Here is a 24,276-nt window from a genome sequence, read left to right as displayed (position 1 = left end):
CGCTTCTCGTCGCGCCAAAACAGGAATCGCCTTTACTTGAGTCGGCTTGCCAATCGCGCTCCTGTCCGGTTCCGAACTTTTTCGACCAGCAACCAAAATTGTGTGGAACCAAACCCCTGGACATGCGTTTATGCGGGTTCGGCCGCTTTGCGGTCGACCGGGAGGATAGTGATGGATCGCTTGCATTTCTTTACCCCAGTGCGGATCGCGCGTGGGCAGGGATACCCCTTGGAGGAAGTCGACAGCGTCTCCGAAGCGATGGTGTTCCTGCGGAAGTGGCCAACGGGGAGGCGCGGCCCCGTTTATCAATGCGCCGTGAATTGCTGCTCGGCAGCTATGGCTGGCAAGATGTCGGCTGAGGAGGCGAGAAAGGCTTTTGTCGGCTTTGCCCGCATCACTCGGATTCTCGACGACGAGATGGCGCTGCCTCTGGGTGGCGTTTCGATGGACAATGTCTACGCTCTAAGGCGCTAGCACGTTCGAATCCTTCGGCAGCATGAGACGTCGGCCTGAGGCCGACGTCTCGGTGGTGTTGTGTGCTTACTGGCACGAGTTGCTTCGTTTCAATTCTCCCTGAAAGAGCGTGTGAGGGAGGCTTCCACCGGGGCCAGCATGTAGTCGAGCAAAGTGTGCTCCCCGGTCAGAATCATCACTTCCGCCGGCATGCCGGGCGATAGACGGACGTCGTGCAGTTCTTCGAGATCGGCCGCGTCGACCTTGACCTTGGCGAGGAAATACGGCTCGCCGGTCTTCTCATCCGTCAGCCGATCGGCCGACACCGAGGTGAGCAGACCGTGGATCTGCGGCAGATGCCTGCTCGGATAGGCCGTCAACACCACGCGGGCGGGCATGTCTGGATGCACCACATCGATATCCGTGGTCTTGATGCGTGAATCGATGACCAGATTGGGCTCGTTGGGCACGATATCGAGAAGCGGCTGGCCGCTGGCGATCACGCCGGATTCGGTCGTTACGCGAAAATTCATCACCGTTCCCGCAATCGGCGCGACGATGTCGGTCCTGGCCAGCACATCCTGGCGCGAGGGCAATTGGCTGCGCAATTCGGCCAGGTCGGTGCGCACCTTGGCGAGATCCTCGTTGGCGCTCTCACTGTCCTGCTGGCGCAGGTTGAGGAGTTGGAACTGGGTTTCGCCGATCTGCTGATCGTTGCGGGCCACTTGAGCCCGGTTTGACGCTTGGTTGGCGCGGATATCGGCCTGGGAGCGCAGCAGCGCCAATATCCGCGGCAAGCGCTCCAGCCCCTTTTTGTAAAGCTCTTGGGCGGAAGCGATCTCCTGGTCGATCAGCCTGAGTTGCTCGGTCTCTGCGGCGATCACGTCTCTTGATCCCGCACTTTGCTCCTCAATCTGCGCGATGCGCTTGTTGAGGATCTGCGTGCGCCCGTCGCGGGTCGCGAGGCGGCTGTCGAGCAGCGCCTGCTCTTCGGCGACCACGTTTCGCCCCAGCTCGCTGTCGATCGAGGTCAGCTCCTTGGGGAAGGCGACCCGATTCTGGCCGGCAAGCTCCGCGACAAGGCGCGCCTCGGTTGCCAGCAGGCGGATATAGCGCCCCTGCAACTCGTCGTAGCGGCCCTGCGCCTCCGTAGTCTTCAAGCTGATGAGGACCTCTCCGACGCCGACCTTATCGCCCTCCTTGACATGAATCGCGCCGATAATGCCGCCTTCAAGGTGCTGGACCGTCTTGCGATAGCCTTCGGGGCTGACGACGCCATCGGCGACGACGGCACTTGCCAGAAGCGCGACGCTGGACCACACGGCGACGCCGCCGACGAAGACGATCGATGAAACATAGCCCAGCATACGCGCCGGCCGGGTCCGTTGATTGAGGTCGCCACTGATTGCCTGGAATGCATGTGACCGCCGCCGGAAGAATCGGGAAATCAGGAGCAGGACGAGCGCGCCGGCGGCCACAGTCAGAGCGATACGCGTCGGCCAACCCAATCCGTCATACCAAATCGAGGCCGCGGCGGTCAGATCCTCGGCCAAGATGCTCAGCGTGCCGGTCAGCTCACGCAGGCTGTCCGCCAGCCCGTTCAGAAGCGTCGAGAAGTCCATGGCTCACTCCACCGCTTTCAGGTTTGCCGGCGCGAAGGCGGCAATCTTGTCCCGCATGGCCCCCGGCATCGGAATGCGCCTGGGCTGGCCTGCCAGCGCGCCGAGCACCTCGTCGCGCGTGCCGAGCATCATGACCGATCCGTCGCGGAGGAGGACGATGTTGTCAGCCGTGCGCAGAAGACTGGTCTGATGGCTGACGATAACGACCGTGCGGCCGCGCTCCTTCAACTGCTGAAGCACGTTGAACAGCGCCGCCTCTCCTTCGCCGTCGAGGCCGGTGTTCGGCTCATCGAGTACGATCAGCGGCGGGTCGCCGAACAGTGCCCGAGCCAGCGCGATGCGCTGCCGCTGACCGCGCGAGATCCGAACGCCGTGCGGTCCGACCTCGGTCCGATAGCCGTTCGGCAGCCGCAAGATCATCTCGTGAATGCCGGCGAGCTGGGCCGCGGCGATGACGGCTTCGCTGTCGACGTCGCGCAGGCGCGCGATGTTCTCGGCGATTGTTCCCGGGAACAATTGGACCTGTTGCGGCAGGTAGCCGATATGCTGGCCGAGCTCGTTCGACGGCCAATTCCAGACCTCCGCACCATCCAGCCTGACATGGCCCAGCGAGGGTCGCATCGTGCCGACGATGAGACGGCAGAGCGTGGTCTTGCCGGAGCCGGACGAGCCGATCACGCCGCAGGTCTGGCCGGGCTCGACACCGAAGCTTATCGCGTTCAGCAGGGCCTGCGGGGTTCCCGGCGCGTAATAGTGCAGGTTCTCTAACTTCAGCCGGCCTTGCGGGCGCGGCAAGGTGACGCCGACGTTCTGCGACGACCCGGTGGCGGCAAAGAGCTTGATCAGGTTCTGGCGCGCGGCCCGAGCGTTGACCAGGCTGCGCCAGGCGCCGATGGAGCGTTCGATCGGCGCCAGCGCGCGGCTGAGCAGGATGGAAGCCGCAATCATCGACCCGCCCGTGAGTTCGCGGTGCAGGACGAAATAGGCGCCGAGCCCCAGCACGGCCACCTGGAGGGCGAGGCGCAGGGAGCGCGACAGGCTGCCGATGACGGTGGTGCGCTGGAAAATGCGGGACTGCAGAGCTGTGAGAGCTTGCTGGTTTTGCTCCCAGCGCAACAGCGCCGGCTCGGACATGCCGAGCGAGCGCAATGTTTCGGCGCCATCGACAAATTGACCGACGGCGGCCTGGCTGCGGCGCAACCCTGCGGCTGCTTCCTGGTTTTTGCGGCGAGTGAGGAAATCGTTGGCTAGAGCGCAGCAGAACAGAAGCACCGCGCCGGCAAGGCCGAGCACCCCCAATGCCGGATGCAGAACCACATGAACGCCATGAATACCGGCGTCCATGGCGCGTCGAGAAAGGTCAGAATGCCGTCGCCGGCAATGAAGCTGCGAAGATCGCTAACGTCCTTCAGGCCGGCTTCGACGTTGCTGCCGGCCAGGCGCGCCGCCATGGCGCGTTCGATCACCGGGACGCTGAGCTGGTCGTCCAGCCATTGGCTGATATGCCCCAGCATCATCCGGCGGGCATGTTCCAAGAGGCCATAGACGGCAATGGCGCCGATGACGGCAAGGGTGAGCCACAGCAGCGTGTCGATCGAGCCGCTCGACAGCACCCTGTCATAGATCTGCAGCATGTAGATGGTGCTGGCAAGCAGAAGAAGATTGGTTAGCAAGCTGAAGAGGAAAAGGGCCGGCGCCTGGCGGCGCGCCAGACGCATCACTTCCTGGAATTGCGGCCTTGGCTGCATCACGGAACCCCCCGTTTCGATGCCTTACTGCCGAGTTCCAACGGGGGCAGCACTTGGCCGCCCCCGCTGCTTCTGTGTCAGGCGATGTCGACGAGTATGTGCTGGACGGTGGTCATATCGCCGTCCGAGTCCGCGATTTGGACGCCGAAGTCGAGGTGCGCGTCCGGCGTCGTGGTCTGCGTCGTGGTGAAGCCGATGTCCACGATTTTGATGACGTCGTTGTCGGCGACGGCTGTATCCACACCGTTCACCTTGGCCACGTCGTTGTCCCAAATCACCAACGGGGCGGAAAGGCTGCCACCATTCGCGCCGACCGCGCTATTCAGGTCGATCGCGGTAGCACCGCCGAGAGCGGCGTTGGTACCGGCCGGCGCACTACCGGCCCCGACCAGACCGTTGCCGGACTGCATGATCTGGACGCCTTGGAGCACCCAGTTCTCACCGGCACCGTTGTAGTCGTTTCGCTCTATGATCACTAGGCCGTCGTTGTTATCAAGCTGGAAGTCGGCGGCGTATGCGGAAGGTACCTGACCCGTCTTGTAGATGTCGGCGTTCGAGATGTAGATCGCCTTTGTCGTCGTAAGCGCCGGGTTGGCAGTAGACACGAGATTAACGATGACCATCAGGTCCTCGTTGCCGATACCGTCAAACTTGATGGCCATGTCGTTAGCCGTCTGGGTCGGGACGTGATTGGCACCGTTGTCGGTCGAGATACCCGGTGAGGTGTCGAAGAACCGAAGCGTCAGTGCCTCGCCCTTCTGGATAGTGTCGCCAGCGACCCCGTTCGTGGTCTGGGTTGCAGAAACCCAGTCTTCGTTGTTGTTGGTGACGAACTGGCCGGGGTTCCACACCTTGTCACCAGCAACCGGCGCGCCGTCGTCATCGCCGAGACCTAAGGGGATGCTCGAAGTTGCCGAGTTCGCCGTGAACTGCACGAAGAAGTCCCGATCGGTCGTTTCGGGTGTGCTGTCCGCCTCGAAGAGCTTCTCCACCACGATCAACGGGTGACCGGTATTGCTCGTGGGCTGCTTGGAGAGAAGCTCACTGGTGTGCAGGATGTCCCTGGTGAAGCCCTCCACCGCGTCGTTCAAGGTGATGGTGTAAGTGTCACTGTCCTTGTTGAAGACAAGGGTACCGCCCGCCGTGGCCATCTGATTGCCGGCCGTGTTCGGGTCGCTATCGTAGGAGATTTGCCAATTGAACGAAGCTTCGGTGGCGCTTTCCGACTGTAGCGTCGCGAACGAGCTGATGAATGGGGTCGGCGTGCCAGGGACAAGACCGGTGAGATTGCCATCAAGGCTGAGCTGGATGCCGGGAAGCACGCCATCCTGGTCGACGAAGTCCGAGTGCGTGGCGTCGTAGTAGGAAGCCGGGCGGCCGTCCGAACCGATGTCGTAGCCAAAAGCACCAGATGCCGTTTGACCGACTGCGTTGCCCAAGGTCTCGTGAGTACCATTGCTTCCACCCCCGGATGCGTCACCGTCGAACGGCACCGTGATCGTCGGGCCGTCGTCCTTGAAGGTGAGGTTTTGGCCGATGTTGAGTGTGGTCGATGTATGATCACCGTCCTTGTCGGTGATGGTCGCGGTGAGCGTAACTAGGTTATCCGCGTCCAGTGTCTTGCTTTCGTCCGGGTCGCTGGTCGGATGGACCACTGCCCGGAGTTGATCCAGGGTGACGCTGCCGGTGCCGCTAACAGAGACCGTGAAGACAAGGTCATTGCTCGTGGCGGTGCGACCTTCGATCACAGTGCCATTGAGCGAGAGGACGACGGCCTGACCGGTTAAGGTGTCGGTAAGGCCGGTCGAACCAGCAGTAAAGCCGAGTGCGTAGGTGACCGTGCCTGCGCCGTCGGCACCGAAGGCCGTGCTGAAGTTCGCCGCAAAGCTCTTCGTGTCGTTAGTCGTAAGAACCGTGTCGTCGACAGTGAGCGTAGGCTCGGTGCCGGTCGTCGAGATGCTCGGGCCGTCGTCCTTGAAGTTGAGGTTCTGGCCGATGTCGAGGGTGGCCGGTGCGTGGTCGCCGTCCTTGTCGGTAACCGTCGCGGTCAGTTTGATCAAATTGTCGGCGGCCAGAGTCGTGCTCTCGTCCGGGTCGCTGGTAGGATGGACCACCGCGCGGATCTGATCGAGGGTGACGTTGCCCGAGGCATCGACAGAGACCGTGAACACGAGGTCGTTGCTCGTGGCGGTTCGACCTTGGATGACGCCGCCATTCAGCGAGAGGACGACCGCTTGCCCGGTCGCGGTGTCGACAAGTCCGGTCGAACCGGCAGTAAAGCCGAGTGCGTAGGTCACCGTGCCGGCCCCGTCAGCACCGAAGGCCGAGCTGAAGTTCGCCGCGAAGCTCTTGGTGTCGTTGGTGCCAAGAACCGTCTCGTCGACAGTCAGTGTCGGTTCGGTGCCTGTCGTTGAAATACTTGGACCGTCGTCGTTGAAGTTGATGAAGGAGCCGACTTGTTCGTTGTGGGCATTAGCAACGTTCCCAGCGAAATGCACCTCTTTGACGTCGAAATAATCTTTCTCACCGTCGATATTCTTGATGGTGAATCGGTCAAAAGTTCCGCCCGAGCCGCCCGCCGTAGTAAAATCAACCGTAACGCCTTCGCCGACGTTGTGGAGGATCATTCCGGTGCCGTTGAGATCAACTGTGATGCCAAGGGCAGAGGCCGTCGTGGCGACGCCGTTCAACTTGAACGTTACTCCGGTGATATTGATCTCGGTATCGTTGTCGTCACCCGGCAACGCGGCGCCTTTTGCGTTGTCGTCGTTGTTGTAGGCGTGGACCTCGATGTCAGCTACTGTGTTAGTAGGCGTGGACTGCGAAATCGAGAAACCGGCGCCGGAGACGTTCTCGATGTGGCCTGTGTAGTTGGGAGCCAGCGGCGAGTTGGTAAAGTTCTTGCCTGCACTTTGGGTGCCGCCACTGATCAGGTCGATCTGAAGTTCACGGCCGAAGCGCACGTCCTGAGAAGAGACACCCAGACCTTGCGTGCTGACATTGACTTCAGCCTGCGTAGTGCCGTCGTGAGCCGTGACCAGAATTTTCTGTGTGCTCGCCGTGTCGGCGTCGAGGATATACCAATTGTTGTGTCCGGGAGGGGCGTCGCCGAGCTGGCTGAAATTGAGCACGGTGGTGCCGGTGACCGATGCGTACACCTTGTTGAGCAGATCGATCTGGTCGTTCGGGTCGTTCGCGTCCGGATGGAGCAACGGCACATACTGGACTAGGTACAAATCTGCGTTTGTTGCGCTGGTGCTGACCAGTCCAAACGAGAAGGCGAGATCCCCGGTCGCGGCGGGCATAGTGGCCGCACTGGAAGTGCCGATGACGCCGATCACGACGTTTGAATGCGTCGGGTCCTGGAACAGCCAAACATAGTTGCCATTCACCGTTCTAATGCCGCTGTTGACGCCAACGGTGGTGGAAAACGGCGTTCCTGAGGAATTCTGGGTAAGAACGACCGAGGTGATGGTTTCCCCTGCGTTCGCCGTGGCTACCACGAAGTTGGATTGGAAGGCGACCTCCGGTGAGGTCAGTCCGCCCGAACTGTCGCGACTTAGGAGATAGGCCAAAGTGGGGTCATTGTTGCCGATGGGATTAATGTCGTCACCCTGAAGACCCGTGGTCTCGTCGATGATGATGTCTTGAGCAGTGATGTCGAGTGCCATTGAAACTCTCCCTGGTTTCAATGCGACAGGCGCGAAATCAGCCCCAACGCTGGCAGCCGGCCGCATGGGCGCGCATCCACCAGCGGAGCCGGTGCCGCGCGTCATCGTTGAACGAAACTGGAGTTATCGGCTTAACCCGGGGTAGAGGGTGTTGAGGGGACCGCCGCTTCCCCGCTCCTTGCCCCGTCAGGCAATTCTGGGCGGATGCGTCCTATGCGCATCGGTAACCCACCAACAGCGGGCACCAAGGATCGATGATAAGGGCATACTCAACCCGCCCCTCTTCAACAGGCTATTGACTGCCTGTAACGCCTCCCGCTCAGAACATGAGCACGAAAAGTTTACTCTTATTTGTGGAAACTTAAACTCGTACTGTTGCTTTTTTGGAAAAATTGTGAAGCAAAAATGGTCCAACCGAGTGTGGGACCTTTGTCCCTGCTCTTTTCAACTATTTGAAGAATGTTGTCGCCAGCATCTACCGAATCTGGATGAAGGTAGAGCGGAAACACCTGAAAAAGGCTTTGCAACCAATGCTTGCGACGGGGGGCGGTCGCGCGGTCCTTTCACCGTCAGCTGACGCGCCGCGCGCCGCTCTACACCGAGTGTGGTCGCGACGGCGTCATCCAGGGCGAGGCGGGCCTGCTTGGATTCGAGGATTCCGAGCATCCCGTTGCGCAGCAATAAAACTCGGAGCCGCGGAAGCTTGTCGAAGCGACGGTGATCACAACGCGTTCGGTTGCGACGGAAGTCAAACCTCGGCGTCGGCTAAGTACGCGGCAGTGCTGGACGCGATGGCCGCTACGCAGCGCGTTCGGATCGTGAATGGTGGGCGCTGGTTGTGCCACACGCCATATACATGTTCGGACTGTTTCCATGGCCTATCGCCGGCGCGCCGCTACCGGCAGATTGTCCACCGGATGCATGACGGCCGGAATATCGTGCAGCGGAACTAAAAATCCCACCGCCCCTTTAGGTATGCAGCGTTGGACCGAGAGGCGTGTTGGCGAGGGATGCCGGCACGACGCGGATGCCATCCGGGCGGTTGGAGGCGGATTTGGCAGTTGATGTGGCGCGTGCGAAGAGCGGCATTCGCCTCACGGTGATCGCGGTGGCGGCAGTGCCGCTGCTGTTTTTGTTGAGCGGTCTTGTCATCCGCTACGCCGCATTCGCATCGGTGTCGCCGGATCCGAGCCTAGCGGCCTATGCCCGCGCCTTCTGCAAATGGGATTGCTCCTGGTATGTCGGCATTTCCGAACAGGGCTATGAGCGTTTTCCCATTCCTGGCCGCAGCAATGTCGGGCGCTGGGGGTTCTTTCCGCTTTATCCGATGCTGGTGGCGGCGGTCCGCACGATTCTGCCCTTCTCCACGATCGCGATTGCGACGGCGGCATCGCTGGCGTGCGGCTATGTCTCGTGCCTAGTGGCATGGCCGCTCATGGACAGGAACATGCGGGCCTATGTGCTTTATTGCGCCTTCCTGCTGAGCGGCCCGTTCTCGTTCTATTTTGCCACCTTCCTCACCGAGCCGCTCTTCGTGCTTTTGACGTCCTGCCTCTTCCTGGCGCTCAAACGCTCGAACCATCTCGCCGCGGGGTTGTCTTGCGCGCTGCTCTCGGCAACGCGGGTCGTCGGCGTGCTGGCCGTGTTCGCGATCGTCATTCGCATGCTTGAGGAGCATCGCGCCAAGGGCGGGTCGGCCATCGGCTTCCCACGCTGGCTGCTCGGCCGGCCGGATCTCATCATCGCCATACTCATCTCTCCCGCCGGCCTGTTCGCCTACATGCTCTACCTTTACGTCACGGTCGGGGACGGCTTTGCCTTCGTGCATGTCCAGCGCGCGTTCGGGCGCGTGGCCGGCAACCCGCTGCTGTTCCTCTGGGCGGGGCTGTCCTATCACCCCGGGGCCGGTTGGTGGCCCAGTGCGCCGCAATGGAGCGCGTCGACGGCAATCGTGGGACTGGCGCTGGCGGCGGTGCTCGCGGCGCGCAGGCAAATTGGCGCGGCCCTGTTCTGCGCCATGGCCATCATCCTGCCTTTGACCTCGAATCTGGCTTCGATGGTCCGCTATGTCGTCGGCCTCGCGCCGCTGACGATGCTGACGGCGGTGCTGTTGTCGGGCTCGAAGGCGACATTGGTCGGTGCGCTGATTGTCTTCCTCATCACCTGCTACTTCATGACCGTGGCCTGGCTTGGAGGCTATCTTGCGCTGGTCTGAGCTGACGGAATCGACCAGGCCGGTAATCCTGGGTGCCGGCTACGCGCTGGCGGGCGCGCTTGCGGCAGCCGAGATCGCCATCCTGGCGCTTGCCCTCAGCCCGAATGTCAACGACGATTACCACGCCTATTACATCGACAAGACCACCACATGCCTCAACCGGGACGCCGTGGGGCGCTACACGCCAGGCCGGACCGTATCGTTCCGCTCCGACGGCGCCCGGGAAGCAACCACCATGATGGTCTGCGGCTGGTCGGGGCCAGTGGCGGACGGCACCCATTCGCTGGGCGAGAGCTCTCGCCTGCGCCTTACCCTGCCGCCGCTCCGCGACGGGCTTCGGGCAACGCTGGAAATGGCCGCCGTTATTCGCCCGCCGCAGACCTGGCAGAGGATCGTCGTGTCGGCCAATGGGACCGAGGTGTATCGGGGGACGCTGTCGGGCGATGTGGCGACAACTGTGTCCTTCGTCATTCCGCACGCCGTGCTGGCTGGCAAGCCGACACTGGACATGGCCATCGAGTATCCCGACGGCATTCCGCAAAGCGCCGATGCGAGCAACATCTACAACCGCGCCATCAAGCTGAGATCTTTTCGGTTGGACACGCTTTGATCCTCAGGACGGCCCGTCATCGCGCAGGCGGCGCTCTGCAAAGACCCAGCGATCGAGCACAAGAAGGTTAAGCGCTGGGATGGCCAAGGAAGTGAGGAGAACGGGAACGGCGAGCGGCAGGCCGAATGTCACCGTCAGCAGGTACGGTGCCGCGTAAGCCATAGCGAGGCCGGCAATCGTCAGCAATACGAAACGCGGCGCCTGCGACCGGTGCGAGCCGGCCGACATGAAGGTGAAGGATTTGTGCGCCAGATAGGAAAACAGGGCGGCGGCCGCGTAAGCGGCGAGCGAGGCTTCGACGGGCGCGAGGCCGAGCCAATCCGATCGGGCAAAGATTGCGGTCAGGACGGCATAGAGGATTGTGGCGACAAGGCCGACTGAAGCGAAGCGCCCCAGGAGCTCCGTGCCGGCGACGGGACGATTCTCAGGCGCGGGCGACACAGGCATACTGCGCTCCGAGCGGCAGCCAAGCGAGCGCGCTTTCCAGTTTCCGGGCAAGCGGCTTGGCCGACGGCAGGAGCAGAAAATGCTCGCAGTGCGCGTCGCGGAAGCCCGCCTGCTCAAGCAGCGATGCCGCCTTGCCAGCGCGGAGCAGGACGGCGTCCTTGTCGAACGGGCATCTCAACACCGCCATACGGGTCAGCGGGTTGTAGGGATTGTGCTCGATGATGCAGCCAAGTCCGCCTCGCCGAACGACGCGCCGCATCTCGCGGAAGAAATCCAGCCACGACTGAGGCGGCACGTGGTGGACGACGCAACTGGCGAACGCCAGGTCGAACATGCCATCCGCGTAAGGCAGGCGTGAGGTGTTGCACACGCTGTACGCGACGTGCGGGTTCTCAGCGCTGGCACGCGCGAGTGATTCCTTCGACACGTCGCAGCCGTCGAGTCGATCGAAGACATCGGCGAGATGCGGATGAAGCGAGCCCACGCCGCAACCGACATCGAGCGCGCGCACGCCTGCGCCGCCCCGCCGGAGGTCCTGCTCGAGGACCAGTCGTCGCAGAAGCTCGGCCTTGGCACGCAGGAAGAAATCATGGCGCAGCCCGGAGAACCGGATCGAGCCCTCGACTGCCTCACTGTAGCTGGACCTATAGCTGTCGAAGAGTTCGGACATCCGCCGTGACCCCGTTCCTGGACTTGCGAAACGAAGCGCGCTTGTCGCGGGAGGCGACGCGCATCGGCCGGTCGAAGCCACTCAGCCTTTCGATAACGTAGAGCGGGCGCCGTTTGACCTCGGCATGGATGCTGCCGACGTAAAGGCCCATCACGCCGGTCATGAAAAGATTGATGCCGATTAGCAGCGACACGATCACCACCGTCGATGTCCAGCCGGCAATCACGCCGGTTTCGAGGATCCAGGCCGCGATGGCGTATGCGCCGAACGCCAGGGCGAGAGCGGAGATGGCCAACCCGGTCAACAGCACCAGTTGCAGAGGCCGCTCCGAAAAGCCGATGATGCCATGGATGGCAAGCCGCATCATCTTCCAGAACGGGTATTTGGTTTCACCAAGAGTCCGCGCCGGGCGCTCGAACGGCACCGCCGCCTGCTTGAAACCCATCCAGCCGAACATGCCCCTGACGAAGCGGTCGTGCTCTGGCATGCGCTTGAACGTGTCCAGCGCCTTCCGGCCGACGAGGCGGAAGTCTCCGACATCGCGCGGGATCTCGACCGGTGTCATCCTCTCCAGCAGCCGATAGAACAGGCTGGCGGTGACGCGCTTGAACCAGGTTTCGCCCTTGCGGCTGACGCGCCTTGCGTAGACGATCTCGAAGCCGTCCTTCCACTTCGCCACCAGGTCGAGAACGACCTCGGGGGGATCCTGCAGGTCAGCGTCCATGACGATGACGGCCTCGCCGGAGGCCGCTTCCATGCCGGCGCTGATGGCGATCTGGTGGCCGAAGTTGCGGGAGAGCTCGATCAGGCGGAAGCTCGGTTCGGCGGCGACCATGCCGCGCAAATAGCTCACGCTTCGATCGCTGCTTCCGTCGTCGACGAAGATGACTTCGGTGTCTCCGTCCAGTTTTGCGGTCAGTGCGCTGATCCGCTCGACCAGCCGGGGCAACACCTCCTCCTCATTGTATATCGGCAGCACCAATGAATAGCGTAGGGACGGTGCCCGCGTCCGGATCCGCTGGACAGATTCTTGCATGGGATTGCAATGGAACACCGGCCAGAAAGTTCCATAAGCAGGCGCTAATTGCGGAAGAAATGGCGCTGTTCCTCGCCAAAAAAGGCGCGCAACGTTCGGTTGAAATCTAAACCGGGTACCGACAGAAGTCCTTGGATCGAGGATTTTGATGCCCATCTTTTTCAGGCGGATGGAGCGCCACCAGATCGCGAAAGATCGGCGCTGCATCGTGCGCCGATCTCGGCGTTCCTGCGGCGCAAAACCTTTCTTGAGATGCCCCGTGACGAACCTGGGCTCTCCAAGAGCCGGATTTTAGTTTAGGGAAGGTGTCCAATTCGTCTGCGCCCCGTGTGCACGGACGCATCGGAAACCGGAAAAACGGCCCGTCCCGTGGGGGAAAAGACCACACACGACGTGGCCCAACATTTTTGAAACAACAAAAAAATGTCGAAGTATCAAGATTTCAGAATAGCCATAGCACCAATGATGGACTGGACGGACCGGCATTGCCGGTTCTTTCACCGTCAGCTGACGCGTCGCACGTTGCTCTACACGGAAATGGTGGTGGCGGACGCAGTCATCCATGGCGCACGCGAGCGCCTGCTCGGCTTCGACGGTGCCGAGCATCCGGTTGCGCTTCAGCTTGGCGGTTCGGATCCGCGAAAGCTTGCCGAAGCGGCGGTGATCGGCGAGGCGTTCGGTTACGACGAAATCAATCTTAATGTCGGCTGTCCGTCCGACCGCGTCCAGTCGGGCACTTTCGGCGCCTGCCTGATGAAGACGCCGGTGCTGGTCGCCGAATGCATCGCGGCGATGAAGGCGGCGGTGAGAATCCCCGTTACGGTCAAATGCCGCATCGGCGTCGATGACCAGGACCCCGAACCCGCTCTCGACACGCTCGCAGACGGCGTGCTGACGGCCGGCGCCGATGCGCTCTGGGTGCACGCCCGCAAGGCGTGGCTGGAGGGGCTTAGTCCCAAGGAAAACCGCGAGATCCCGCCGCTCGACTATCCGCGCGTCTATCGGCTCAAGACCAGGAAGGCCAACCAATTCATCGGCATCAACGGCGGCATTCAATCCCTTGACGAGGCAGAGGCGCACCTCGCTTATGTCGACGGCGTCATGCTCGGCCGCGCGGCCTATCATACGCCCGGCATCCTCACCGGCATCGATGCCGCATTTTACGGCGAGGCGCCGGTCGCTTTCGACTACGCGGCGCTGATGGACGCCATGGCCGCTTACGCCGCGCGTCACATCGAGAAGGGCGGACGGCTCGGCCATGTCACGCGCCATATGGTCGGGCTGTTCCACGGTCTCCCGGGCGCGCGCCGCTACCGGCAGATTTTGTCCACCGACGCCAACAGACCCGGCGCCGGGCCAGAGGTGCTGAATACGGCGTTCGCGGCAATAGATTTCGTGGCGGCGGAAACCGAAGCCGCTTGAGGCGGATCGGCGGCAGAGCATTTCACCGTTCCACAGAAACGGCGAACCGCTCCATCTGTTTGTCTAGACGAAATTCGGGGCGGATAGGCGGGAATCTAGTCGCGCAGGATCATCCGGTCACCCCGCACCTCGAAACCCGACAGCGAGCCGATGAAGTTCATGCCGAGCAGGCTTTGCTCGAGCATGCCGGGCGCCGCGACCATCACCGGCATATCCTTGCGCACGATGCCGCCGATCGCCATCTCGTCGGTCCTGACCGTTGCCGCACGCGCCATGCCGTTGGCGGTCGAGACGTCCACGGTGTAGCTGAGCGCCGCTGGGTTGAAGCCGGCCGCCTGGGCGTCCTCCGCCGTCAGCACCGTGCTGGTCGCGCCGGTGTCGACCACCGTGCGCACCGGCCTGCCGTTGACGAGGATTCGCGCCTCGAAATGGCCATTGCCGGCCTTGTCGAGCGTCACGGTGGCACGGCCACTATCGACGCCAAGCGCCAAGGGGCTTCCCGGAACAAGGCCGGCGGTGACGCGGCTGACAACATCCTGCAGCTCGTAGCGGTACTGGTAGCCGGCGATCAGCGCCAGCACGATTGCCGCCCAGACGCCGAAGTTGCGCGCCATGTCACCGAGCGGCCGGCCAGAGCGAATAAAGCTGGCGCCGATTACCGCCACCAGGACTCCAACCCAGATCAGCCTGCTGAAATCGTTGTTCTCGATGCCGAAGGTGCGGCCGGCGGAATCATTCATCATCAGCAGGATCAAGCCGGCGCCGATCACCAGCATGACGACCCAGAACAGGCGATTCATGGCCAGCCCTTTCTTACAGCCAGCTCTTTCACAGCACGCCGCGCTCGCGCGCCATGCGGGCGCGCCGCGTCTCGCGGCGGGGCCGGCGTTCGACCGTCTCCAGCCGCGCCGGCAACTCGGCCATGACTGCACGCCGGACTTCCGGCGTCATCGCGATCCACCCGGCGATCTCATCGCGCGTGCGGCCGCAACCGAAACAGAAGCCGGTTTTCATGTCGATGGAACAGACGAGTATGCAGGGAGACTCGATGGCGGTCATGCTGTTCTCTTGCCTTCACTCCACATGGTGCAACCGCAACGCCAATGCAAGCCCTTCGCGATGCGCCGTCGACCGGCGCTTTCGCGGCATTGCCGGGCGGTTGTGTTGTGCCAGGCGGTGAAGGCGGCTATGCCGCTGGCTGTTCCTGCAAAGAGACCGCATTCGATATGACCGCAAAGCCTTTCGACGATTTCCGCACTCTGCTGGCAACGCTGCCGCCGGCGGACGCCGCCGCCGAAACCCGCGTTCGCACCCTGTTTGCCAAGGCCGACAAGCCGAACGCCTCGCTTGGCCGGATTGAAGATGTCGCGGCATGGCTCGCCGCTTGGAGCGGGCGTGCGCCGCCGGCCCTCAATCGTCCGCTTGTGGCGATCTTTGCCGGCAACCACGGTGCCGTTCGGCATGGCATTTCGCCGCGGCCGGTTTCGGCGACCGCCAATGCCGTCGAACTCTGCGCCGCCGGAGGTGCGGCGATCAATCAGATCTGCATCGCCAACGATCTCGGCCTGAAGGTCTTCGACCTGGCGCTGGATATTCCGACCGGGGACATCACGGAAGAAGCGGCCCTCGACGAGCGCGGCTGCGCCGCCACCATGGCCTTCGGCATGGAAGCGGTCGCGGGCGGCGCCGATCTTCTTTGCCTTGGCGATCTGGGCGTCGGCAATTCAACCATCGCGGCCGCGCTCAGCGCTGCCCTCTTCGGCGGCAAGGGGTCCGACTGGGTTGGACCTGGATCGGGGGCGGACACGGCGATGATGGCGCGCAAGACCGAAGCGGTCGACCGGGCGCTTGCTTTCCACGGCGCCGGTCTCGGCGATCCGCTCGAAGCCTTGCGCCGCGTCGGCGGGCGCGAGTTCGCGGCAATCTGCGGCGCCATTCTCGCAGCCCGCATGCAGAAGATTCCTGTGCTGCTCGACGGGTTCGTCGCGACGGCTGCCGCCGCGGTTCTGCACAAAGCCTATCCTTCCGCGATCGACCACTGCCTGCTTGCCAGCCTGTCGCCGGAGCCGGGCCAAGCCAAAGTCGCCGAACGGCTTGGGCTCGAGCCACTGCTCGATCTTGCTGTCAGTCACGGCGAAGGAGTTGGGGCTGGACTTGCCGCCGGTCTCGTCAAGGCCGCGGCGCTCACGAGCTCCGGTATGGCGGCGGCGGTTCGGGTCCAACCGGCGTCCCGGAGCTAACGCCGGCGGGCGGCGACAGCCTTGGTCGGCAGCGCGGGCAATTCCTCCATCACTCGGCTCAGCGGGAAGATGGCGATGGCCTCGGTGCCTTCGCGCAGCTTGGAGTGCAGCTCGAACTCGCCGCCATGCATGTCGAGCAGACCCTGCACGATCGGCAGTCCGAGGCCCGTTCCCTGTTCGGCGCTCTTGATGGCGATCGAGCCCTGGCCGAAGGCGGAAAGCACCACTGGGATTTCCTCTTCCGGAATGCCGGGACCGTTGTCCTTGACCGAGATGTACTGACCGCCGCCCGCCGTCCAGCCGACGCGCACACGCACTTCGCCACCCGACGGCGTGAATTTGATGGCATTGGACAGCAGATTGAGCGCGATCTGCCGGATGGCACGCTCGTCGCCGAACAGGCGCGGCAGCGCGGTCTCGAACTCCTGGATGACGCGGATGTCCTTGTTGCGGGCTCTCAGTTCCATCATATGGCAGCAATCTTCGACGATCGTCACCAGCGCCACCGGCTCCTCGTTGAGCTGGTAGCGGCCGGCCTCGATGCGCGACAGGTCGAGGATCTCATTGATCAGATCGAGCAGATGCTGGCCGGATTCGTGCACATCACGCGCGTAATCACGATAGGTCGGGTTGTTCATCGGCCCGAGCACTTCATTGGCCATCACTTCGGAGAAACCGAGGATGGCGTTGAGCGGCGTCCGGAGCTCATGGCTCATCGAAGCGAGGAAGCGCGACTTCGCCAGATTGGCGTCCTCGGCGCGCCGCCTGGCCTCGTCGGACATGGATTTGGCAGTCTCCACCTCGGCGATCAGCGCGTCCTTCTCGGAGCGGAAGGAGAGCAGCATCCAGGATGACTGGTTGAGATGGCGCGCGACGTAGCCGAAGAAGGGCAGGGCAGCGACCAGAAGCGCCGCCATGATCCCTTCGATCGGCATCCACAGGCGCAGGACGGCATAGACATAGACCGCCACGGGAACTGCGAAGGTCGCCAGCAGCGCGCCGCCCAGGGACGATGCCATCACCGCAGTCGTCGCCATGGCGACCAGGAGCGCCATGGCCTTGACGACATGGAACTGGTCGACCTGGCATATGGCGCAGTCCAGCCAGGCGAACCAGGCCCAGCCGAGGCCGCAAAGCGAATGGCCGATCAGGAAATCGCGGCGCGTCTGCACCGGGTCGAGCTCGGCCGCCTCCGTGCGCTCGACGCGTCGCGCCATGAAGGTGACGATGGCGTAGCAAAGCAGCGTGAAGAGAGCCCAGACGGCGACCTGGTTGCCCAGGCCCGCGAAGCGGCCGATGGCCGCTACCACAAGCACAAGCAGAGGAATCGCGGCCGCACTGACCACCATGGCGCGTGCATGCAGCTTGAGCAGCTCGCGGTCGAAATCGAGGCTGCCGGCCTGCTGCGAAAGACGGTCACGCGTCCTGCGCACCGCGCGCGCCACATCGCTGTTGCGATGCGGTTTCCTGCGGTCCACAATGAATTTGTCCGCTGTGTCCGAGCGTAGCAAAGGCATGCAAGTTCAATTTCTGCGCGCAGCGATTTTCAGTTCGTTAAGCTACGTTCGAATGATTAAGAGACTGTTTGCCATATGAGCCGTTCCTGGTCGCGAAGACCGCGCCGGCGCTATGTTCCGCGGCCTCCGCGAAGCCTTTTGCGCAGGCTTCTGGATTACGGGCTGGCCGTGGTCCTGCTTGGCCTGTCCATCCTGGTGGCGGCGCGGCTCGACCGGTTCGAGACGCGACAGGAGCAAGGCACGGCCATCGTCAGGGACGGCGATTCGATCACGCTTGGCGCCGAGCGCATCCGCATGCGCGGCATCGACGCGCCGGAATACACACAGACGTGCCGCAAGGACGGGGCCGATTATGCCTGCGGCAGGCTTGCGCGGCAGTCGCTGGTGCGGCTGATCGCCGACAGGCCGGTCTCCTGCAGCGGCTGGCAGCGCGACCGCTACGGCCGGTTGCTCGGCGACTGCAAGGCGGGCGACACGGACCTCAACCGCGCGCAGGTACAGTCCGGATGGGCCGTCGCCTTCGGCGACTTCGAAACCGAGGAGGCCGTCGCGCGGGCTGCCAAGGTGGGCATCTGGGCTGGCTCCTTCGATCAGCCGCAGGACTGGCGCGACAGCCATCACAATCAACCCGTCGAAAGGAAGCACGGCGCACTGGCTTCGCTCGGCGATGCGTTGCGTGAGCTTGTTCGTTTCTGGTGATGCCCGCTTCGGGGGATGCTCTGTTTGCCAACATGTGGTCTTGCCAAACCGCTATGCAGTTTTGGGCGACATGCATTGCAGCGCGCCCTAAGATTGGCATGAAGATCGGAGACTAGAATGAAGCTGTTCGATGGCGGCCGGGCGCCCAACCCCAGGCGGGTTCGGGTTTTCCTGGCTGAAAAGGGGCTAGCCGTCCCTTTGGTGCCCGTGGACATGGGCGCGCTGGAGCATCGCAAGGAGCCGGTGGCGTCGCGCAATGCGCTGCGGCGGCTGCCCGTGCTCGAACTCGACGACGGGACCATCATCACCGAATCCATCGCCATTTGCCGTTATTTCGAGGAGTTGCATCCCGAGCCCGCCCTGTTCGGAACAGGCGCGCTCGGCAAGGCCATGGTGGAGATGTGGCAAAGGCGTCTGGAGCTAAACCTGATGAGCTGCGTGGCCGCCGCGTTCCGGCACATCCATCCGGCAATGAAGGAATGGGAGGTGCCGCAGATCCCGGAATGGGGCGAGGCCAACAAGCCGAAGGCCATCGAGTTCCTGCATCTCCTCGACCGGGAGTTGGCGGATAGGGAATTTGCCGCCGGCGACACCTATTCGGTCGCCGACATCACCGGGCTGATCGCCATCGATTTCATGAAGCCGGCACGCATCAAGGTGCCTGAGGAATGCGGGAATGTGCTGCGCTGGCACGCAGCGCTCTCCAGCCGGCCAAGCGCTGCTGCTTGAGGCTTGTTTTTGGAGAACCCGCCGGACATGAGCGAAGCGCTGGAGAGCCTTGCCGCCAAGGTGCGGGCTTGCCGCATCTGTGTCGAGCAGCCGCGCGGCCGGCCCCTGCCGCATCAGCCGCGCCCGGTGCTTGTGCCTTCGTCGAAGGCCCGCATCCTGCTTGCCGGCCAGGCGCCGGGCACGAAAGTCCACATCTCGGGCATGCCGTTCACCGACGCTTCCGGGGATCGCTTGAGGAACTGGCTCGGCGTCACCCCCGACGAGTTCTACGACACGGAAAAATTCGCCATCGTGCCGATGGGTTTCTGCTTTCCGGGCCAGGACACCAAGGGCGCCGACCTGCCGCCGCGGCGCGAATGCGCCACCGCCTGGCGCGCCGATCTGATGGCGCTGATGCCGCAGATCGATCTGGTGCTGACGATCGGCGGTTATGCGCAGTCCTGGCACATGGGCACGGCGCGTGGGCCGTCGCTGACGGAAACGGTCAGAAACTGGCGCGCTGTCTGGGATGCTGCAGCCGGGCCGAAAGTGCTGCCGCTGCCGCATCCGTCATGGCGAAACACCGGCTGGCTGAAGAAGAATCCGTGGTTTGAAATGGATTTGCTGCCATTCCTGCGCTCGGAAATCCGCTATCGCCTCAATTAGGCATCTTGCAAGAAATCACTCGCTTTTGCCGGCATTGGCAGAATTTCTTTCTTGTGAAAGGGCCTGATAAAAAGGATTATAGCCAAACTATTCCGCTGGAGCCTTCCCATGGACCGCCTAGACAGAAAAATTCTTCGCCTCCTGCAGGAGGACGCGACGCTTGCGGTCGCCGATGTCGCCAAGAAAGTCGGCCTGTCGACCACGCCGTGCTGGCGGCGCATCCAGAAGCTCGAGGAAGAGGGCGTCATCCAGCGGCGCGTGGCCATTCTCGACCATGAGAAGGTCAATGTGCGCGTCACCGTCTTCGTTTCGATCCGCACCAATTCGCACAGCCATGAATGGCTGCGGCGCTTCTCCGAGGTCATCCAGGAATTTCCGGAGGTGGTCGAGTTCTACCGCATGAGCGGCGACGTCGATTACCTCTTGCGCGTCGTGGTGCCCGACATTGCCGCCTACGACGCCTTCTACAAGCGGCTGATCGCCAAGATCGAGATCCGCGACGTGTCGTCCTCGTTTGCCATGGAGCAGATCAAGTACACGACCGAGATCCCGCTCGACTACATGATCCTGGACAAGGAGTCGGGGGCCAACGCGGCCTGAGCACGGCGCTCGCGCTTCCCGCTATGCGCGAAGTTGCGAGACCTAGTTCTTCTTTTTGTTGAGGAAATTCCACGGCGAGTTGACCGGGAGCGTGACGGCGTCCGGCACGCTGTCGACATCAGCCACCTCGGCCTTGCGCACGGTATAGCCGGACTGCACGATCAAGACGCCGTCCAGGATGAAGAGTTGGCTCTTCTCCATGCCGGGCTTCAGCACGCCGGTGACGGAGACCGGCTGGTATGCCTCCGCCATCCTGTAAGGATGCGCCGGCGTTACCAGCACGATCTGGTTCGGCGGCGGCGTCGGCATGTGGCTGCAGGCGCCGGTCCAAGGCACCAGCAGGAACTGGTAGACGAGGTCGCCCTCGCGATCGACCGGCAAGGCGTAGCCGGACAATTGAACGGTCTTGTCCTGCAGATTGAGCGACAGTGTCTCACCGTGATCGGGCAGTTTTGCCGCGATCATCGGCAGGTTGGCGTCCTCGGCGACCGCCTGCGTCGCCGGGCGCAAGTCTTTCCAGAAGATATGCGCGACGTCGGCCGCGGCGTCGGCTCTCGCGGTGGCGAGCATAAGCACGATCGCCAGCGTCGCGCTTGATCTGAAACGCCTGCTCATGGTGGTCATCCTCCGCCAGTCCCATTTCGGAAGCGAGTAAAAGCGTCGTGAGCTTACTTCGCTGAGATCACAGTCGTGTGGTCGCGAGCCGTTCGAGCTGTTTGACGTCGGAAAGCTCCTTCACCGCGTCCTTGCCGATCCAGCGTGCCGTCTTGTCGGACGACGCCGCCAGTTTCTCGGCCAGCGCAAGGGCAGGGGCGTGCAGCGCCCTCGACCGCTTGCCGATCTGCCGCAGTGCCCAGTTCACCGCCTTGCGCACGAAGTTGCGCGGATCGCCCGCATGCCTCTCGATCAGCGGCAGAGCAGCGAGGAAGCTCGCGTCCGGCTCCTTCTTCAGATGCACCGCCGCCCAGGCCAGCATGGCAAAGGCGGTGCGGCGGACAAACTCGCGCTCGTCCTTGGCGAATTCCTCGACCAGCTCACGCCAGAACGGTGTTTCGGCGAACAGGTCGGCAACGGTATCGACAATCTCCCAACTGTCGAAATCGGCGGCCCAGCGCCGGCATTGACCGATGTCGAGCTTCTTCGGCTCGCCGGTGAAAGCGGCCATCAATCGCGCTTCGCGAATGTCGGTGTCCCACAAGAGCAGCGACCGTTCCTGGTTCTTCTTCAGCTTGCGCGCCAGCGGCCGCAGATCGGAATTGCCGACGCCCAGCGCGGTTCTCGTGTTGATGCCGAATCGCGCCATGCCGGCGCGGTTTTTCTCGCTGCCGATCGAACGCAGATGGGCGACGATCTCGTCGGCGCTCCAGCTCGGATCGGGCAGGACCATCGCCGTCTATTTTTCCAGGCGGGCGAGCAGCGAGGACGTGTCCCAGCGCCTGCCGCCCATGTCCTGCACGTCCTTGTAGAACTGGTCGACCAGCGCGGTCACTGGCAGCTTGGCGCCGTTGCGGTTGGCCTCGGCGAGGCAGATGCCGAGATCCTTGCGCATCCAGTCGACGGCGAAGCCGAAATCATATTTTCCGGCGTTCATCGTCTTGTGGCGGTTCTCCATCTGCCAGGAGCCGGCAGCGCCCTTGGAGATCACCTCGATGACCTTCTCAATGTCGAGCCCGGCCTTCTTGCCGAAATGGATGCCTTCGGCCAGCCCTTGGACGAGGCCGGCAATGGCAATCTGGTTGATCATCTTGGTGAGCTGGCCGGCGCCCGCGGGTCCCATCAGCCCGACCATGCGGGCATAGGCATCGATGACTGGCCTGGCCTTGTCGAAGGCGGCCTGCTCGCCGCCAACCATGACGGTCAGCACGCCATTCTCGGCGCCCGCCTGGCCGCCCGACACCGGCGCGTCGAGGAAGGAAAAGCCGGCCTTTCCGGCGGCTTCGGCCAGTTCGCGCGCGACTTCGGCCGAGGCTGTCGTGTTGTCGATGAAGACCGAGCCCTTCTTCATCGCGGCGAAGGCGCCGCTGGCGCCGGTCGTCACCGAGCGCAGGTCGTCGTCATTGCCGACGCAGGAGAAGACGAAATCCTTGCCTTCGGCCGCCTCGGCCGGTGTCAGCGCCAGGCTGCCGCCATGCTGGGCGACCCATTGCTCTGCCTTGGCGGTCGTGCGGTTATAGACGGTGATGTCGTGGTGGCCCTTGTTCCTGAGGTGCCCGGCCATCGGATAGCCCATGACGCCAAGACCGAGAAATGCAACCGATGCCATAAGCCTGCCTTCCAACAAGAGACTTCAGTGGCGGAAGGTCTAGGCTATGCGAAAAATTCGTCAAGGCGCGCAAAGCCGCATCGACTGGTGCAGGCCCGTCCGCTGACGACGCTCTATCGTTTGAGGTGAATGGTGATCCGGCGTTCGATCCATTCGACGCCGTGACGCAGGATCTCGACCAGCACTAGGTAGACGATCGCCACCCAGATATAGGCCTGGATGTCGAAAGATTTTGCGTAGGCGAGCTTCGCGTTGCCCATCAGGTCGTAGACGGTGATGATGGCGACAATCGCGGAAGCCTTGATCATCAGGATGAGCTCGTTGCCGTAAGGCCGCAGCGCCACGATGATCGCCTGCGGCATGATCACCTTGCGCAGCGTCTGCAGCTTGTGCAGGCCGAGCGAGGCCGCGCCTTCCCACTGGCCCCGCGGAACGCTTTCGATGGCGCCGCGCAGGATCTCTGCCTGATAGGCGGCGGTGTTGAGCGAAAAGGCAAAGACGCCGCAGTAGAACGCCTCGCGGAAGAACCACCATAGTCCGACGGTTTGCAGCTCGGGGCGGAACGAGCCGATGCCGTAATAGACGAGGTAGGTCTGCACGAGCAGCGGGGTGCCGCGGAAGAAGTAGACGTAGCAATAAGCCAATCCGGAAAGGATGCGGTTCTTGGACATCCGGCCGTAGGCAACCGGCAACGAGAGAATAGCGCCCGCCACCATCGAAACGGAGACCAGCGACAGGGTGGTTGCGAGCCCCTGCAGATAGGCCGGCGCGTATCTGGCGAAGAAATCGGCGTTCCAGGCGTGGACCAGATAGGCCACGATGCCGATGCCGAAAAGGCCCCAGAGGCAGACCAGCGCGTAGCCTATGATGCGCACGCGCGGCCAGCCGCGAGCCCGGGGCGGTGGCCTGTCAACCGCAATAGCCTGGCTGACGCTCATCGAGCCTCCCTCCGCCCGAGCGAGCGCTGGATATAGCCGGTGGCGACCGAGGACAGGATGGCCAGCACAAGGAAGACCAGCGCCGCGACACTGTAAAAGAGGAAGGAATGCTTGGTGACGCGCGCCGCGACACCGGCATTGCGCAGGGTTTCCGCTAGGTTGACGACGGACACCAGCGAGGTGTCCTTGAGCAGGCTGAGCCAGCAATTCTCCAGACCGGGGAAGGCGATGCGCAGCAGTTGCGGCAGGATCACCAGGCGCATCGTCTGCCATTTCGAAAGGCCAATGGCGTAGCCGCCCTCATACTGGCCCTTGGGAATGGCGCGAAAGGCGGAGAGAAAGACTTCGCTGGCGTAGGAGGAGAAGATCAGCGCCAGCACGATCATGCCGGCAATGAAGCTGTTCACGTCAATTGTCGCCTCGGGCTCGAACAGGCGGACGACATATTGCAGCAGCAGCGGCATGCCGAAGAAGAACAGGAACAGCGTCACCAGCTCGGGCAGGCCGCGAAAAACAGTGGTGTAGATGTTGGCTGCGAGCCGGAGCGCGGGCTCTTCGTGTTGCTTGGCGAAGGCGACGAAGAACCCGATCGCCAGGCCTATCGGCAATGTCGCAAGCGCCAGCGCGACCGTGACCAGCACACCAGACGCAATGTCGTCACTCCAGCCATCCGGTCCCCAACTGAGAAGTGTCCAAATGCTTTGGGCTGGCATTGGCGGGGCGTGTCTCCGTGGCGATCCCGGAATGGAGG

The 24,276-nt window shown here is 62.9% G+C and carries 23 protein-coding genes and 1 pseudogene; 9 read left to right on the top strand and 15 right to left on the bottom strand.

Annotation, left to right across the window (positions count from 1 at the left end; genetic code table 11):
- Positions 1-171 precede the first annotated feature (171 nt).
- On the top strand, positions 172-474 hold the full coding sequence (locus CK222_RS13975; protein ID WP_067319945.1) for a DUF982 domain-containing protein: 303 nt from the start codon (positions 172-174) through the stop codon (positions 472-474).
- Positions 475-563: 89 nt separating this feature from the next.
- Here the strand turns inward: CK222_RS13975 and CK222_RS13970 are convergent, their stop codons facing one another.
- From CK222_RS13970 to CK222_RS13955, 4 genes are all read right to left on the bottom strand, one after another.
- On the bottom strand, positions 564-1,931 hold the full coding sequence (locus tag CK222_RS13970) for an HlyD family type I secretion periplasmic adaptor subunit (protein WP_245322429.1): 1,368 nt from the start codon (positions 1,929-1,931) through the stop codon (positions 564-566).
- Positions 1,932-2,078: 147 nt separating this feature from the next.
- Positions 2,079-3,419, bottom strand: a complete 1,341-nt coding sequence (locus CK222_RS13965) for an ATP-binding cassette domain-containing protein (RefSeq protein WP_095800746.1) — start codon at positions 3,417-3,419, stop codon at positions 2,079-2,081.
- Complete coding sequence (locus CK222_RS13960; RefSeq protein WP_141247062.1) at positions 3,323-3,826, bottom strand: hypothetical protein; 504 nt, start codon at positions 3,824-3,826, stop codon at positions 3,323-3,325. Before CK222_RS13960 ends, CK222_RS13965 begins: the two co-directional genes overlap by 97 nt.
- 74 nt (positions 3,827-3,900) lie before the next feature.
- Positions 3,901-7,494, bottom strand: coding sequence for a DUF5801 repeats-in-toxin domain-containing protein (locus CK222_RS13955; protein ID WP_095800744.1), 3,594 nt, complete (start codon positions 7,492-7,494; stop codon positions 3,901-3,903).
- A gap of 1,054 nt (positions 7,495-8,548) precedes the next feature.
- On the opposite strand from CK222_RS13955, the gene CK222_RS13950 reads away from it, so the two are divergent.
- The gene (locus CK222_RS13950; RefSeq protein WP_245433037.1) at positions 8,549-9,709 is read left to right on the top strand and encodes a hypothetical protein; all 1,161 of its coding nucleotides are present in this window, start codon (positions 8,549-8,551) and stop codon (positions 9,707-9,709) included.
- Positions 9,696-10,319, top strand: a complete 624-nt coding sequence (locus tag CK222_RS13945) for a hypothetical protein (protein ID WP_245433035.1) — start codon at positions 9,696-9,698, stop codon at positions 10,317-10,319. Before CK222_RS13950 ends, CK222_RS13945 begins: the two co-directional genes overlap by 14 nt.
- A gap of 3 nt (positions 10,320-10,322) precedes the next feature.
- On the opposite strand, the gene CK222_RS13940 is transcribed toward CK222_RS13945, so the two are convergent.
- From CK222_RS13940 to CK222_RS13930, 3 genes are read right to left on the bottom strand one after another with little or no spacing between them, the layout of a single operon-like run.
- Positions 10,323-10,766 carry a GtrA family protein gene (locus CK222_RS13940; RefSeq protein ID WP_095800743.1) on the bottom strand — a complete coding sequence of 148 codons (444 nt, stop codon included), beginning with the start codon at positions 10,764-10,766 and terminating at the stop codon, positions 10,323-10,325.
- The gene (locus CK222_RS13935; RefSeq protein ID WP_095800742.1) at positions 10,744-11,436 is read right to left on the bottom strand and encodes a class I SAM-dependent methyltransferase; all 693 of its coding nucleotides are present in this window, start codon (positions 11,434-11,436) and stop codon (positions 10,744-10,746) included. Before CK222_RS13935 ends, CK222_RS13940 begins: the two co-directional genes overlap by 23 nt.
- On the bottom strand, positions 11,411-12,472 hold the full coding sequence (locus tag CK222_RS13930) for a glycosyltransferase family 2 protein (RefSeq protein ID WP_095800741.1): 1,062 nt from the start codon (positions 12,470-12,472) through the stop codon (positions 11,411-11,413). The genes CK222_RS13935 and CK222_RS13930 overlap by 26 nt, the downstream gene beginning before the upstream one ends.
- Positions 12,473-12,895: 423 nt before the next feature.
- Between CK222_RS13930 and dusA the strand changes: the two genes are divergently transcribed.
- Positions 12,896-13,894, top strand: a complete 999-nt coding sequence (gene dusA / locus CK222_RS13925) for a tRNA dihydrouridine(20/20a) synthase DusA (RefSeq protein WP_095800740.1) — start codon at positions 12,896-12,898, stop codon at positions 13,892-13,894.
- Positions 13,895-13,989: 95 nt separating this feature from the next.
- Here dusA and CK222_RS13920 read toward each other — a convergent pair whose 3' ends face one another.
- Both CK222_RS13920 and CK222_RS13915 read right to left on the bottom strand, forming a co-directional pair.
- Positions 13,990-14,694 carry a TIGR02281 family clan AA aspartic protease gene (locus CK222_RS13920; RefSeq protein ID WP_095800739.1) on the bottom strand — a complete coding sequence of 235 codons (705 nt, stop codon included), beginning with the start codon at positions 14,692-14,694 and terminating at the stop codon, positions 13,990-13,992.
- 28 nt (positions 14,695-14,722) lie between these two features.
- Positions 14,723-14,953 (bottom strand): DUF1289 domain-containing protein, encoded by a 231-nt coding sequence (locus CK222_RS13915; RefSeq protein ID WP_066992723.1) that lies wholly within the window; start codon positions 14,951-14,953, stop codon positions 14,723-14,725.
- A gap of 167 nt (positions 14,954-15,120) precedes the next feature.
- Here CK222_RS13915 and CK222_RS13910 point away from each other — a divergent pair, with 167 nt between their 5' ends.
- Complete coding sequence (locus tag CK222_RS13910; protein ID WP_095800870.1) at positions 15,121-16,134, top strand: nicotinate-nucleotide--dimethylbenzimidazole phosphoribosyltransferase; 1,014 nt, start codon at positions 15,121-15,123, stop codon at positions 16,132-16,134.
- Here CK222_RS13910 and CK222_RS13905 read toward each other — a convergent pair.
- A complete protein-coding gene (locus tag CK222_RS13905; protein WP_095800738.1) occupies positions 16,131-17,651 on the bottom strand; it encodes a HAMP domain-containing sensor histidine kinase in 1,521 nt (506 codons plus the stop codon). The two genes, CK222_RS13910 and CK222_RS13905, sit on opposite strands and share 4 nt — an antisense overlap.
- 75 nt (positions 17,652-17,726) lie before the next feature.
- Here CK222_RS13905 and CK222_RS13900 point away from each other — a divergent pair, with 75 nt between their 5' ends.
- The 4 genes and pseudogenes from CK222_RS13900 (at position 17,727) to CK222_RS13885 (ending at position 20,324) form a co-directional block, all read left to right on the top strand.
- Entirely contained in the window at positions 17,727-18,350 is a 624-nt protein-coding gene (locus tag CK222_RS13900; RefSeq protein ID WP_095777701.1) for a thermonuclease family protein, read from the top strand.
- A gap of 117 nt (positions 18,351-18,467) precedes the next feature.
- Entirely contained in the window at positions 18,468-19,079 is a 612-nt protein-coding gene (locus tag CK222_RS13895) for a glutathione S-transferase (RefSeq protein WP_095780510.1), read from the top strand.
- Positions 19,019-19,724, top strand: a pseudogene (locus tag CK222_RS13890) (uracil-DNA glycosylase family protein). Before CK222_RS13895 ends, CK222_RS13890 begins: the two are co-directional and overlap by 61 nt.
- A 108-nt stretch (positions 19,725-19,832) precedes the next feature.
- The gene (locus CK222_RS13885; RefSeq protein WP_067319982.1) at positions 19,833-20,324 is read left to right on the top strand and encodes an Lrp/AsnC family transcriptional regulator; all 492 of its coding nucleotides are present in this window, start codon (positions 19,833-19,835) and stop codon (positions 20,322-20,324) included.
- A 42-nt stretch (positions 20,325-20,366) separates the two neighbouring features.
- Here CK222_RS13885 and CK222_RS13880 read toward each other — a convergent pair whose 3' ends face one another.
- The 5 genes from CK222_RS13880 to CK222_RS13860 all read right to left on the bottom strand — a co-directional run bounded on the left by CK222_RS13880 (position 20,367) and on the right by CK222_RS13860 (position 24,238).
- Positions 20,367-20,939, bottom strand: a complete 573-nt coding sequence (locus CK222_RS13880; protein WP_066992741.1) for a DUF3299 domain-containing protein — start codon at positions 20,937-20,939, stop codon at positions 20,367-20,369.
- Positions 20,940-21,006: 67 nt separating this feature from the next.
- Positions 21,007-21,711, bottom strand: a complete 705-nt coding sequence (locus CK222_RS13875) for a DNA alkylation repair protein (protein ID WP_067319986.1) — start codon at positions 21,709-21,711, stop codon at positions 21,007-21,009.
- A gap of 6 nt (positions 21,712-21,717) precedes the next feature.
- Positions 21,718-22,587 (bottom strand): NAD(P)-dependent oxidoreductase, encoded by an 870-nt coding sequence (locus CK222_RS13870; RefSeq protein WP_095800736.1) that lies wholly within the window; start codon positions 22,585-22,587, stop codon positions 21,718-21,720.
- A 113-nt stretch (positions 22,588-22,700) separates the two neighbouring features.
- A complete protein-coding gene (locus tag CK222_RS13865; RefSeq protein ID WP_067319992.1) occupies positions 22,701-23,525 on the bottom strand; it encodes an ABC transporter permease in 825 nt (274 codons plus the stop codon).
- Entirely contained in the window at positions 23,522-24,238 is a 717-nt protein-coding gene (locus CK222_RS13860; protein WP_066992752.1) for an ABC transporter permease, read from the bottom strand. The genes CK222_RS13865 and CK222_RS13860 overlap by 4 nt, the downstream gene beginning before the upstream one ends.
- Between the last annotated feature and the right edge of the window lie 38 nt (positions 24,239-24,276).

It is taken from the genome of Mesorhizobium sp. WSM3866, from assembly GCF_002294795.1.
Taxonomy (GTDB): Bacteria; Pseudomonadota; Alphaproteobacteria; order Rhizobiales; family Rhizobiaceae; genus Mesorhizobium.
Note: the sequence above shows the minus strand (reverse complement) of the source record. Positions and strands in the feature narration are given on the sequence as shown.